This is a genomic window from Brachyspira innocens ATCC 29796 (assembly GCF_000384655.1).
Taxonomy (GTDB): Bacteria; Spirochaetota; Brachyspiria; order Brachyspirales; family Brachyspiraceae; genus Brachyspira; species Brachyspira innocens.
In genome coordinates, this window is record NZ_ARQI01000067.1 from 1 (window position 1) to 13624 (window position 13624).

General features: G+C 27.2%; 15 protein-coding genes and 1 pseudogene. 3 read left to right on the top strand and 13 right to left on the bottom strand.

Going from position 1 to position 13624, the window contains the following annotated elements:
- Positions 1-815 (bottom strand): HU family DNA-binding protein (locus F811_RS0101800; RefSeq protein ID WP_020003587.1); only part of this gene is annotated, 815 nt, incomplete at its 3' end.
- Positions 816-926: 111 nt separating this feature from the next.
- Positions 927-1244 (bottom strand): thioredoxin, encoded by a 318-nt coding sequence (trxA, locus tag F811_RS0101805; protein WP_020003588.1) that lies wholly within the window; start codon positions 1242-1244, stop codon positions 927-929.
- 203 nt (positions 1245-1447) lie between these two features.
- Here trxA and F811_RS0101810 point away from each other — a divergent pair, with 203 nt between their 5' ends.
- Positions 1448-1840: a MarR family winged helix-turn-helix transcriptional regulator gene (locus F811_RS0101810; protein WP_020003589.1), complete on the top strand. Its 393-nt coding sequence runs from the start codon at positions 1448-1450 to the stop codon at positions 1838-1840.
- A gap of 2 nt (positions 1841-1842) precedes the next feature.
- Complete coding sequence (locus tag F811_RS0101815; RefSeq protein ID WP_020003590.1) at positions 1843-2505, top strand: YczE/YyaS/YitT family protein; 663 nt, start codon at positions 1843-1845, stop codon at positions 2503-2505.
- Between the two features lie 242 nt (positions 2506-2747).
- Here the strand turns inward: F811_RS0101815 and fabF are convergent, their stop codons facing one another.
- The 11 genes from fabF to F811_RS0101870 form a co-directional block, all read right to left on the bottom strand.
- Positions 2748-4001 carry a beta-ketoacyl-ACP synthase II gene (gene fabF, locus F811_RS0101820; RefSeq protein ID WP_020003591.1) on the bottom strand — a complete coding sequence of 418 codons (1254 nt, stop codon included), beginning with the start codon at positions 3999-4001 and terminating at the stop codon, positions 2748-2750.
- 93 nt (positions 4002-4094) lie between these two features.
- Positions 4095-4331, bottom strand: coding sequence for an acyl carrier protein (acpP, locus tag F811_RS0101825; protein ID WP_013115070.1), 237 nt, complete (start codon positions 4329-4331; stop codon positions 4095-4097).
- 75 nt (positions 4332-4406) lie between these two features.
- Positions 4407-5156 carry a 3-oxoacyl-[acyl-carrier-protein] reductase gene (gene fabG, locus F811_RS0101830; RefSeq protein WP_020003592.1) on the bottom strand — a complete coding sequence of 250 codons (750 nt, stop codon included), beginning with the start codon at positions 5154-5156 and terminating at the stop codon, positions 4407-4409.
- A 251-nt stretch (positions 5157-5407) separates the two neighbouring features.
- The gene (gene glmM, locus F811_RS0101835; protein WP_020003593.1) at positions 5408-6844 is read right to left on the bottom strand and encodes a phosphoglucosamine mutase; all 1437 of its coding nucleotides are present in this window, start codon (positions 6842-6844) and stop codon (positions 5408-5410) included.
- A gap of 140 nt (positions 6845-6984) precedes the next feature.
- Entirely contained in the window at positions 6985-8169 is a 1185-nt protein-coding gene (locus F811_RS0101840) for a cyclic nucleotide-binding domain-containing protein (protein ID WP_020003594.1), read from the bottom strand.
- Positions 8170-8248: 79 nt separating this feature from the next.
- Complete coding sequence (locus F811_RS0101845; RefSeq protein ID WP_020003595.1) at positions 8249-8827, bottom strand: DNA-3-methyladenine glycosylase I; 579 nt, start codon at positions 8825-8827, stop codon at positions 8249-8251.
- A gap of 26 nt (positions 8828-8853) precedes the next feature.
- On the bottom strand, positions 8854-9348 hold the full coding sequence (locus tag F811_RS0101850; protein WP_020003596.1) for a hypothetical protein: 495 nt from the start codon (positions 9346-9348) through the stop codon (positions 8854-8856).
- Positions 9349-9361: 13 nt separating this feature from the next.
- Positions 9362-10252, bottom strand: a complete 891-nt coding sequence (locus F811_RS0101855) for a sigma-70 family RNA polymerase sigma factor (RefSeq protein ID WP_020003597.1) — start codon at positions 10250-10252, stop codon at positions 9362-9364.
- Positions 10245-10700 (bottom strand): DciA family protein, encoded by a 456-nt coding sequence (locus F811_RS0101860; protein ID WP_020003598.1) that lies wholly within the window; start codon positions 10698-10700, stop codon positions 10245-10247. The genes F811_RS0101855 and F811_RS0101860 overlap by 8 nt, the downstream gene beginning before the upstream one ends.
- 49 nt (positions 10701-10749) lie before the next feature.
- Positions 10750-11724 (bottom strand): tetratricopeptide repeat protein, encoded by a 975-nt coding sequence (locus F811_RS0101865; protein ID WP_020003599.1) that lies wholly within the window; start codon positions 11722-11724, stop codon positions 10750-10752.
- Complete coding sequence (locus F811_RS0101870; protein ID WP_020003600.1) at positions 11684-12526, bottom strand: hypothetical protein; 843 nt, start codon at positions 12524-12526, stop codon at positions 11684-11686. The genes F811_RS0101865 and F811_RS0101870 overlap by 41 nt, the downstream gene beginning before the upstream one ends.
- A 599-nt stretch (positions 12527-13125) precedes the next feature.
- On the opposite strand from F811_RS0101870, the pseudogene F811_RS0101875 reads away from it, so the two are divergent.
- Positions 13126-13624, top strand: a pseudogene (locus tag F811_RS0101875) (hypothetical protein); the annotation flags it as partial.

The following is a 13624-nucleotide window of genomic DNA, read 5'->3' on the forward strand; positions in this document are numbered from 1 at the left end:
TTGTTATCCTCCGTTTTATTTGCTTTAATATTTTCTTCAGTATTTTCATTTAAATAATCTTCATCAAAATTATTAATATCTAGTAATTCTTCTTTACTATATTCTTTCATTTCTGGATAGTTATTTTCTTTTTCATCTTTTTCCATTATTACTTCTTCTATTATAGTATTACTTTCATTATTATCTGTTTTTTCTTCTTTTTCATTTAGGTTTTCTATCATAGTGTTTAAATCTATAGAATTATATGCTTTATTTTTCCATATATTACCTATTATATTATCGTCTATAGAATTATTTTCTTCATCTATCACTTCTTCTAGTATTTCATCATTATTGATATTTTCCATTCTTTTGCTTAATATTTTATTGTCAAGTTCTTCTAAAATATCTTCAGTGACTTCATTATTTTTAACTTTATTTTTTAGATAAGTGTCAGGGTCAAATATGATATTGGAATTGTAATAAAATGTTCCGAAGTTTTCTATATATACATGTTCACTTTTTGATATATCTTTTATATTTTTGAATATGCTTTTAAATATTGATTTTTCTAAAAAAATATCTTTTATATCAGTACTTTTTACATCTATAGATTCTAATGATTCATCAAAACTTTCATCCTCGTTTGAGAAGAATATTTTTTTATCTTCATCAGCACTAATTACACCAAGTTTATCCATGTAAAATTTATTTCCATTTATAATGGATGAAGTTATTTTATCAAAAAGTTCTTTAATAATTAGATTGATTTCATTTTTGTCTATATTAAATTCATTTGATATATTTTCTATTAGTGTATAATTTGTTTTAAACATGTCTTACCTGCAAAATTATATATTATTGTAAGAATTATATATCAATTTAGAATAAAAAAAAGCCTAATTTATAACAAAATTAGGCCAAAATAAAATAGTATATTTTTTATTTTATAGATAATCTTTTAACCATTCTTTTAATTGAGATTCATTTTTCATACCTTCAGCTCTTTTAACAATCTCACCGCCTTTAAATACTATCAAAGTAGGTATAGACTGAACTCCATATTTTGCTGCGATATCTTCTGCCTCATCAACATTAACAGCTCCAAAATTCATTTTATCTGAATGCTGATCTGCTATTTTATGTAATACTGGTGTCTGCATTTTACAAGGTCCGCACCATTCAGCAAAAAAATCTACTAATATTGCTTTATCTCCGCTAATAGAAGCTTCAAAGTTATCTGATTTTAATTCTTGTACTGACATGTTTATTTCCCTCACTTATTTTATTGTTTTATTAGTATACTCTAACTTTGCTAAAAGTCAATACCTTTTTTTATTTTTTTAATATACCTATATGGTGTATATTATAGTTGACTTATTTTTATTTTTATGTATAATAAGCTATCTTATTATAAGAATACTTACTATAAGGATACTTATCATTGGAGAATCTGCACTATTTACTTATGAAAGCCAATTCTATGTTTGCACGTAAGGTAATGTATGAGGCAAATAAGATAGGGCTTACATCAGGTCAGCCTAAAGTGTTATATTTTTTATCCAAATTTAAAGAGGCCGACCAAAAAACAATAGCCAATTATTTAGAAATAGAACCTGCTACTGTAGGGAGCATACTTCTTGGTATGGAGAAATCTGGTTTAATAGAGAGAAAACAGCGTGAGGGAAACAGGCGTTCTCTTTATGTATCTTTGACAGAAAAGGGTGTAGAAGTTTCAAATAATATGGAGAAAATATTTGAAGATACAGAGAATATTGCTACTGATAGATTATCAGAAAAAGATAAAGAAAAATTAAAAAAACTATTGATTGAGATGTGTAATTCATTAAAAGGAGTTTAACTATGTTTAAGAAAATTTTAGAAAAACGTCTTATAGAAAGAACTATAATACTTTTGATAGGCCTCTATATTATGTCTTTGGGTATAGCTTTTTCTATTAAAGCATCACTTGGTACTTCTCCTATTTCGAGCGTACCATATGTTACAAGCTGCATATCAGGACTTTCTGTAGGAGAAACTACAATTATTATTAATCTTGTATTTATACTAACACAAATACTTCTTCTTAGAAAAAAATACAATCCTCTTCAGCTTTTTCAAATACCAGCACTTATTTTATTTGGTATAATGATAGATATAAGCGGTTCTTTAATAAAGAATATCACATACAGCAATTATTTTCAGCAATGGGTATTATGTTTTATTGGAATAATTTTGGTAGGTGTTGGAGTGAGTATAGAAATTATGGCTAAACTTGTAACTACTCCGGGTGAAGGTCTTGTACTAGCTATATGCAAAGTTTTTCCTTTAAAATTTGGAAATACAAAAATTATGTTTGATGTTGTATTGGTAATGATTTCTTTAGTAACAGTTTTAGTATTTTTAGGTCATTTAGAAGGTGTTAGGGAAGGTACTATAATAGCTGCAATTTTGGTAGGTTTTATAGCTAAACATTTGAGTAAGCCTTTAAAATTTTTAGAGAACAAATATTTACTTAATGAATAAATAATATTTAATATGGATAAATAATCTTGAAGCAGATTTTTTTATCTATATGTTATTATTTTAATCTATTATTAATAAACTATTTATATTTTATTAATAATCTTTATTTCTTGTAATTATGGTATTATCATTATGTATTGATAGCATTAAATCTATTTATGAATAATAAAAGTATTTATTTTAGACAAATAAAAAGCCCTGTTTATATAAAAACAGAGCTTTATTATTTTTATGATTTTTTATTATATTTTTTTGAATACTATAGAAGCATTATGTCCGCCGAAACCGAAAGAATTACTTATAGCATATTCTATTTTGTAATCTTGAGCAGTATTAGCAACAACATCTAAATCACATTCAGGATCTTGTTCTTCTACATTGATAGTAGGGTGAACTTTTCCTTCAATCATACTCATAATTGTAGCAATAGCCTCTATACCGCCTGCAGCACCCAAGGCATGACCTGTCATAGATTTAGTAGAGTTAATTTTTATTTTTTTAGCATGATCTTCACCCAAAGCCTTTTTAATAGCTTTTATTTCGGCAATATCACCTACAGGAGTAGAAGTACCATGAGTATTAACATAGCTGATTTTATCAGGTGAAATTTTAGCACTTTCTATAGCCAATGACATAGCTCTTGCTCCCATAGCACCGTCTTCTAAAGGAGCAGTGATATGATTAGCATCAGCAGTAAAGCCATAACCACAAACTTCAGCAAGTATATTAGCATTTCTTTTTTTGGCATGTTCATATTCTTCAAGTATTAATATGCCAGCACCTTCAGCAATAACAAATCCGTCTCTTCCTTTATCGAAAGGTCTTGATGCTTTTGAAGGCTCATCATTTCTAGTAGATAAAGCTCTGGCATTATTAAATCCTGCTATAGTAAGAGGATTGATAGTAGCTTCAGAACCGCCTACTACCATAATGTCAGCTTCATTATCTTTTATATGTTTATATCCCAAACCTATAGAGTGGTTTGAAGAAGCACAGGCAGTAACAGTACTGTAATTAGGTCCGTTCATTCCATATTCCATAGAAATAAGACCAGGTGTCATATTGATTATCTGCATTGGTACAAAGAAAGGTGAAACTCTGCTAGGACCGTCAGAAAGTATAACATTATGATTGGATAAAAGAGTAGTTATTCCGCCAATACCGCTGCCAAGAACACAGCCTGCTCTTAGAGGATCAAAGCCTGTTTTAGGTTCTATACCAGCTTGTTTAAAAGCATGATAAGCTGCATATACTCCAAAATTAATGAAAGGATCTAATCTCCTTAACATCTTTTTATCAGAATAATAATCGCCTTCTAATGGTAAAGCTTCAGCACCGATTTTAGTAATAAGCTGCTCTTTTTCTGGATCAAAATATTTGCTTAATGTTTTAATTCCAGAAACTCCATTAAGTAAGTTATTCCAAAAAGTTTTAACATCATTTCCCAAAGAACTTACTATTCCAAGTCCTGTAATTACAACTCTGCGTTCACTCATATATAAAACTCCTATGATTTTACAATATATTAAAAAATTTCCCGTAAAAGATTTTAATATATATCTGTTTACGGGAAAAATATAATATATTAATTATTTTTTATGTTCTTCGATATATTTAGCAGCATCTGCTACATTTTTAATTTTTTCCTGATCTTCTTGAGGAATTTTGATGTCATAACGTTTTTCTAATTCCATGATTAATTCTACCAAATCAAGTGAATCAGCGTTCAAGTCATCTACAAAAGAAGCTGTATCAGTAATTTTGCTTTTGTCTGAGATGTTTAATTGATTAGCAACAACATCTTTAATTTCATCGATTAATGCCATTTTTTAATCTCCTTAATTTTTTATAATTTATAATAAAGTGCCAATTATAAGCACATTTATAACTTTGTTATTATATTACATTGACATTCCGCCGTCAACAGCAATAACTTCTCCAGTAATATAGCTGCTCATATCTGATGATAAAAATAATACCAAGTTGGCAACATCTTCTGGAGTACCTAATCTTTTTAAAGGAGTTATACTCATAATTCCTTTAACTGTATCTTCAGGAAGTACATCTGTCATATCTGTTTGAATAAATCCTGGTGCTATAGCATTTACACATATATTTCTAGGAGCAAACTCTTTAGCCATAGACTTGGTAATACCAATAATACCAGCTTTGGCAGCAGCATAATTAACTTGTCCAGCATTACCCATTTTACCTATAACGCTTGATATATTAATTATTTTTCCCTTTCTAGCTCTTAACATAGTTTTAGCAGCTTCTCTTGACATATAAAAAGCACCTGAAAGATTTGTTGATATTACATCATTCCAAGCACTATCGTCCATTTGTATAACAAGCATATCTTTAGTTATACCTGCATTATTTACAAGTATATCTATAGAGTTAAATTTTTCTATAGTTTTAGCTATTACTTCTTTGCAGGATTCACTTGATTTTGCATCATGCTGTAATGCTAAAGTTTCTATATTATAAGATGATTTTAACTCTTCAGCAACCTGAGAAGCCTTATCAATATTTGTAGCTGTTACTACTATATTAGCTCCTTCTTTAGCTAAGGCTTCGGCTATTTTTTTACCAATTCCTCTGCTGGAACCTGTTACTATAGCTGTTTTATTTTTAAGATTTAAGTCCATATTTATCCTTTCTATATGTATAAAAGATATATAATAAATATATACCATATATTAAAACAAAAGATGATAAATTTGTCAAGCAAAAATCATAACTTTAAAATTTTCGACTTTTTTGGTTTAAAAGTCGAAGTAGTTATTTTTTACTATTAAGGTTTTGTATAAATTGATAGTGTTTTGCATTTATTTTTGATAAAATAAAACAAGAGATAAATGTGTACCTCTTGTTTTATTTATATATTAATTATCAAATATTATTTTTTAGTTTTTACTTCTTTTGTTTTAGTATCTTTTTTAGTTTTAGTCGATTTAGATGCCTTATTATCAGATGATTTTTTTGAAGTTTTATCACCTTTTATCATATCCATTGCAGCATTTATTAATTCTTTAGCCTCTTTTTTAGTTTTAGCTTCTGCGATAATGCGTACAATAGGCTCTGTATTTGAAGAGCGTACATGAAGCCAGCCTTCTTCCAAATCTATTTTTATTCCGTCAATAGATGTTATTTTAGCTTTAGGGTACTCTTCTTTAATTTGTTTTAAGAAATTATCTTCGTCAATTTTTGATACTTCTAGTTTTTCTTTTACTATTTCATATTTAGGTATTTCATTTACAAGCTCTGTTATAGTTTTACCTGTTTTTGCCATTAATTCCAATATCAATGCTATACCCAAAAGTGAATCTCTTCCCGGTGTTACAGAAGGTACTATTATTCCTCCATTGCCTTCGCCTCCGAAGTATAATTTATTTTTTACTACATGAGAAGAAACATTTATTTCTCCTATTTTTGTACGGTCAACAGAATATCCTTTTTCTTTTGCCAAATCATCTATCATTCTTGATGTAGATAAGTTTACCGCAGCATTTCCTTTTCCTACAAGCCATAAATATTTGGCACATAAAGCTAAAGTATACTCTTCACTTATGATGGTACCGTCATCAAGAACTAATGCAAGTCTGTCAGCATCAGGGTCTTGAGTAAATCCTATATTAACTTTATTTTTCTTAACTAATTCTGATAAACTTTTCATACTGGCAGCAGAAGGTTCAGCAACATGAGCAAATTTTCCAGTAAGTTCATTATTTATTGAAACTTCTTTTACTCCTAATGCTTTTAATAGTGGAGGAGTGGCAAATAAACCTGTACCATTGACATAATCGCATGCCACTTTGAAATTAGCTTTTTTTATTTTATCAGTATCTATAAATCTTAAAATACGTTTTATATGCTCTTCTATAGCATTATCTATTTTCTCATATGTTCCTGTTTCTAATGCTTTAACAAATCTTGAAGACTTTTTCTCATAAAGTTTCATAAGTTCATTAACAGCTTTCTCATCTAAAAAATGTCCGCCTTTACCTATAAGTTTTAAAGCGTTCCATTCTATAGGATTATGGCTTGCAGATATCATTATACCGCCATGTATTTTTAGTTTTTCAACCATATATAATGCTGTAGGGGTAGGCGTTATTCCTATATCTATTACATTGATACCTGATGCCATCAATGTAGAAGCAACAGCATTTAATATGGATTCCCCTGTTATTCTTGTATCTCTTGCTACCAGAACTTTTGCTTTTTTTGGAAATAGACATGCAAATGCTGAAGTATAATCTACTATAGTTCTTATATCCAAACCATCTCCTATTATTCCTCTTATTCCTGATATGCTTGTTTTTAATGTTGGCATTTAAAACTCCTGAAAAATTATATGAGTATATTATAAAATAATTAGATATAAAAGTAAAATATTTTATTTTATAATTTTTATTGATATTTGTTTATTTGTTTGCATTCTGTATTGAAGATTATAAATTATACTAACATATATTAAAAATACATCATACTATGATGATGAGTGTTGCTTAATCTGTTTATACAGTTTCTGTATTCTATTATAAGGCTTTTCATATCTGTTATATTAATATAGCCGTCTGATGATACTGATACGCCTCTTACTCTGTTTAACTCTTTCTCTATAAGTTTTACATCTTTTATATCCATTAGAGTTTTTATATCATTTAAGGTATATAATAAATTTACAGAATTAACATCTTCAGGCAGTATTTCTGTTTTTAATATATAATAAAGTGTTATAAGCAGTTTTGATAGTAAATCATCTACACTAAGAACCATCATTTTTAATATAGTATTTCTTATTTTTACGCTTACCATTTTTATATAGTAAAGACTTAGCTCAGGATCATGTTCTGTAAGATTTATTAATTCTTTTTTGGTTAGTACTTTTATATAAGAATCTTCTAAAGCAACAGCACAGGTTGAAAGAGGCTGATACTGCAAAACTGGCTTGTATCCGTCTATCATACTGTTTTTTGAATAAATGGCTCTTGTAACTTGTCCTAAATTTACTATATTATATATTCCTATTTCTCCTGATTTTATAATATAAAGAGTATTAGTATATTCCAATTCTGTATACAAACAATATCCTTTTCTATAATAGTATACATTATCATCATTTTTTTGCGGCTCTTCTATTGGAGTTATTTCTGATAGTTTGTCTTTTACATCATCAGCGTTTTCTGGAAATAGTTTTGCATATTCATTATAGAGTTTGTATGCGATATGTTTAAATCCGTTTTTATTATAAACATCTCCCATATTCATTATTTCTTCTTTTGTTCTTATATGAGAAATTTCTTTGTTTTTTGAAAGCTGCATATAATATCTTCCAAGCCAAGTTTCAAATGAAGCATCTAAATTTTCAGCTATTTTTATCATTAACTCTTCATTTTTCGTTTTGATAACTTCTGCTATATCCACTTCTATAGCTTCCACATCTTCCATTGCTTTTACATTAAAGAAATAAGGTTCATTTAATAAAATATTTACTAATCCCAAAATGTCGCCTTGATTAAACTCTATGTTATAATTAAAGGTACCGTATGATATGGCCTTGCCTTTTGTTATTATATAAAATACATCTTTCGGTATCTGGTCTTTAATGTAAATAATAGATGATTTTTTAAAGTGTATAGTATTATATCCGTGCATATGTTTTATCCGTATAATATTGATATTATTTTATTCTAATTTATTATCATTATTAGTCAATATTCAGTTTTTATTTTTTTTATTTGTCATATTCAGTTTTTTTGTAAAAATTGCAGTTTACAGAATGATCATTTATTATGCCTATAGCTTCCAAGTAGCTGTATATAATAATGCTTCCTACGAATTTAAATCCTCTTTTTGAGAGATCTTTGCTTATAGTATCGGACAATTCATTTCTTGCAGGAAGGTCAGATTCATCATTTAATTTATTATCTATTTGCTTATTATTTGTAAAAGACCATATATATTTATCAAAGCTCCCGTATTCTTTTTGAACTTCTATAAATTTATTGGCATTTACTATAAGAGCATTAATTTTTCTCTTATTTCTTATTATCCCTTTATTATTTAATAGCTCTTCTATTTTTTTATCATCATATTTAGATATTTTTTTATAGTCAAAGTTATCAAATGCCTTTCTCATATTCTCACGCTTATTTAATATGCATCTCCAGCTAAGACCAGCCTGCATGCCCTCTAATATAAGCATTTCAAATAGTTTATTTTCATCATGGCATATTCTGCACCATTCTTCATTATGGTATTTTATTTCTATATCTGTTTTAGCCCACTTGCAAATATTGTTAGTATTGTTCATCTATTCTATACGTCCTAATTTTTTATTTATTCTATATTAATACTGCATTCATCATTATCTATTTTTATGTTATACAATCCTTTTTTTAAAGCTGAAGAATAATTGTTCTTTTCACCAAATATATTTACTATTTTCTCTCCGTTATGCTCTATAACACACCAGTTTTTTATATTGTTTATATTAATAAAATATTCATTGCAGCTTTTACTTATCTCTATATTTTTATAAACATAAATATCATTATTATTATCATCGCCTCTTGATGCCATAGGTGATATTCTGCTGAAATAAAGCATATAATCTATTATACCGTCTTTTATACTGATAACCGATTTTTTCTTTGATTCTGTAAACATATTTGAATCTTCTATATTTTCCATAATAAACAAATCATTTTTTAGGCTGCTTACTTTTCTCTGAAGCTCTTCATCAGTTTCAAGCATATTTAAAAAGTTATCAGAAACTTTTATTCCATTAACATAGTTTATGATTTCTTCTTCTGTGTAATTATTTTTATCCATGTATTATTCCATATTATTTCAGTAAATTTTTAAAATTTTCTTTTAAGTCATCTTTAATCTTATTAATTATTTTTGTAACTGCATTGCTTGTAATATTTAAAAGTTTTGCTATAAAACTATAAGGTACATTTATTTTTATTTTGTGAAGCTTTTTTATATAATCTTGTTTTTTGCTTGCCAAATGTACAGTAAATATTCCCTTTTTATTATTTTCTTCTATCTGAGCATTAACTTTTGCTATTTTATCCTGCTGTTTTAATATTTCATTATATTTGCTTATGTATGTTGCTCTTGCTTTTTCTATTATAGAATATGCTTCTTCGTAGTTTATATTAAAATATTTCATTAATGGCGATATAATAAGGTTTATAAATAATTCAAGATTATGTATAAAGAATGCTATGGAATCTCTGCTTTTAAACTCTTTTTCTATATAATTAAATATATTTAAAGCTATTGTTTCTATATTGCTGTCATCATTATAATTTTCTATATATTCATTTATAGAGTAGGATTTTGTTTCATAAAGCACATCATGAAGAGTAATAGCCTCTCTTTCATATAATGATTTATATAAAGGAGCGTCCATTGATATTTCTTTTTTATTGTATTTTTCTTTTCTTTTTTTGAAGTCTAAAAAATTAATATAATGCGTTCTTAATGTATAGGTAAGCCAAGTAATAAATTTAGCATCAGTTTCATTGTATTTTAGTATTATATTATCTATTCTTTCGATATAGTATGAGTAAAACTCCAAAGCCTTTTCATGATAAGCTCCGAAAACTTTTCTAGGGTAATTATAAATATAATTTGATAAATGTTCATTAATTTCTCTCAAAGCTATTATACTTTTTGTAGCTTTGTATTCAGAAATTTTCTTTTTTATAAACTCATCATCAATCATCGCTGTCCTCATACTTTAATATATTATAAAACATCTCTTTCATTTTTTCATCTTTTATATTTGCTTCTTTTATTACTTTATTCATCCATTCTTTATGTTCTTTAGTAGGCTCTTTATATATATCATCTTTTTTATTTAAATTTTCAGCTGGTTTATTATTAATTTCTCCGATTCTTGTTTTTAATTCTACTACTTCTATATTGGTTTCTTTTTTTATATTTTTGAATATATTTGCTCTGTTCATAAATATTTCATTAGCCCATACACTATCTCTTACGGCAATAGTAAGAACTGCATTTCTAAAAAATAAGGGATAGCATATTTTTGATAAAACTTCTCCCATAATATCATTCCATTTTTGTGATATCTTGATATAGCTTGCTAAATTGATATTTTGATACAATTTATTATCAGAGTATTCTTCTAATGTATTTTTAATAGTGTGCATATACAATAATCCTAATGATATATAATACAATAATTTTTTATATAATCAATTAATTATTAGTATTATTTTGAGTATTTGTTAATGCGGCAGTATTGGTTGAAATATTATTTATATCATTTGTTATAACATTGTTATTTGTGATTATAGAATTAGTTATTATATTATTGGTATTGATGATGATATTATTTGTATCTATTGTATTAGTATATATTTCGTTGGTATATATATTATCCATTTCTATAGGTTTAACTTCAACATCTTCATCATAAGTGATATTGATATTTTGATTTGTAGATACAGTTTTATTTTCTGCTATTTCATTTATTTCAGTGTCTGTATTTTTTCCAGATATTCTGTTTATTATACCTTTTACTCTAATTACAGAATCTCCAAGCCCTCTATAATTAGGATTTATTTTGTATGCTTCTTCATATACATTTAAAGCAGAACTAAAATTTCTGTCTCTTTCATAAGTAGCCGCAAGATTAACCATATAAACAACATTATTAGGGCTGTATACAGTTGCTTTAAGAAAAGAAGACTCCGCCTGTTTATAATCTTCTACATACAAATATAAAAGCCCTAAAAAATTATTCATATATGCATCGTTAGGGTCTAAAGTTATAGAGTATCTTATAGATTCTATGGCTTTATTAGTATCCCCCAATTTATATAATGCATAACCTTTTTGAAAATGAAGTTTTGGCGAGAATCTATTAACTATTATTCCGCTTCTTGCCGCCCTAAGCATATTTGTATAATCTCTAAGATTCATATATGAATTTGCGAGATTTTCAAAGTATTCTATTTTTAATATAGGGGAGTTTTCTATTTCATATTCAAATAATTCAGCTGCTTTTTTATAGTTTTTAGCATTATAATAACGGTATGCATTAGATAAATTTTTTCTGTTGTAAGTGAATACTTCATTAGTTTGAGGGTATAATGACAATGTAATCAAAAAAAGAGCTATTATTATTTTATTAATGTGCATCTTTTTTGAAGCTTTGAAGTCTGAAATCATTTATCATAGCATTGGCATAAGCTATAGTAGCATCATACATTTCTTCTTTAGTTTTACCTTTAAAGAATTTGTATACTCTAGGAGATTGAACATTCAAATAGTCTGGAAGTACTATTTCTCCGTCATTACTTGCTTTTAGGGCTAATGATTTGATATTATTCATTTTTTCAATAAAGGCATGAAGGAAAAAACCTGATTCTTTAAGTATAAATTGTTCGGCTCTGCTTGAGTTATCTCCGTTGTGTAAAGCATAAACATAATCAGCGAATATCTGAGGAACTTTTGTTTCGCCTACAGGTATAATAAATTTTTGGAATTGATTATCATAATCTTTGATAGCAGTTTCTACAACATAGTCGCTAGCAGGTCCGCAGCAGAAGAATCTAATAACAGAAAAACAGTTATATAATTCTTTAAAAGCACCGTATAAATGTCTTATCTCATCATCAGCTTTAGGGTGAATATCTTCTAACGGATATTTTTCTGTTGCACTTTTGAATTTTTCTATCATATTGTCAACTTTATTCATAAAAGAATTTTCTTTAGCTTTTTCTTCTTCTGCTTTTTTTCTTTGGCGTTCTAATTCTCTGTCTCTTAATGTAGTTTTTATGTCTTCCAATATTTTTATTTCTACTATTAGAAAGTTTGATAAATCTTGTCTGTTTTGTAAAGCTTCTCTGTATCTGTCATTAAAACTGTTTAGATTGTATATTTTATTACCATATTTTTCAGCACCTTCTTCATATTCACGTCTTATTTTTGCTAAGGTTGCATTAATTTCTTTATCGCTTAAACTCGCCATTGCAGACTCCTTAAAAAATATTTCTAATGTGTCATTACAGTATATCGAAAACTATCACTAATAGATTATACAATTTTTTCAAAATAAATCCAGTATAAAAAAATACTTTAGAAAATTAATTATAAAAATTATTTAGTTAAAAAATTATAAAGATAATGTTTTATATGTTGTATTTTGCATTAAATTCATAAAAATGCTTTATACTGACTGCATAATACAAAGCTATACACAAAAAAATTATAATAGTTTATAAATAATTATTAAAAAATAGTTTTTAAACAATTATTTTTTAATTTTTTTACGTGCATATTTAATTTTTTACGTATTAATTAATGAAAGGATAAGTAGACCTGTTTCAAAACTACTTAACAACATTAAATATTAAATTATCTAATTTTTAAAATTAGAAATATTATGTTTTATATGTTGTATAGAATATCATTTTAGTATATAAACATGCAGTCTTTTTGCTTCTTTGTGCCAACAAAAGAAGTGGGGTTTGGGGCAAAGCCCCAAATATAAATAAAAAAGTTATAAGTATTAAGAAATTGAGTTTTGAGACAAGTCTAATATACAGTAAAAAGTAACGGAGTTATTATATGAAAAAGAACTTTATTAATAAAAAAATGTATTTTTTACTTCTTTTATTGATTTTGATAGTAGTATTGATAATGTCATGTAAGAAGATTAATTTATTAAGCCCCACATATATACCACCCCCAACAGAATTTCCAAATATAGAAGATGATAAAGAAGAAATACCAGACTACCCAAACCCAACTCCTCTCCCAACGCCTCCAGAGGAAGATAAAATTGAAGAAAAGCCAATCGAAGTGAAACCCGAAGTAGTGGCAAACGGTACAGTATTCGGCGGATATGGAAGAAGGTTTAAGTTTAAAAATGACTGGTACGTACTAGCAACTAATGAATACCAATACGACCCAAACACAAAAACACTTAACCCCACAGGCAAAGGAGCAGTATTAAGAATAGAAAATGACGGCAGTACAATAACCAAAATACACAGCCTTTCCTCAGGCAGCGATTTAGAAAAAGCAGAGTATTGGAAGAATTTACATTCAAAGAAACTCGTTATTA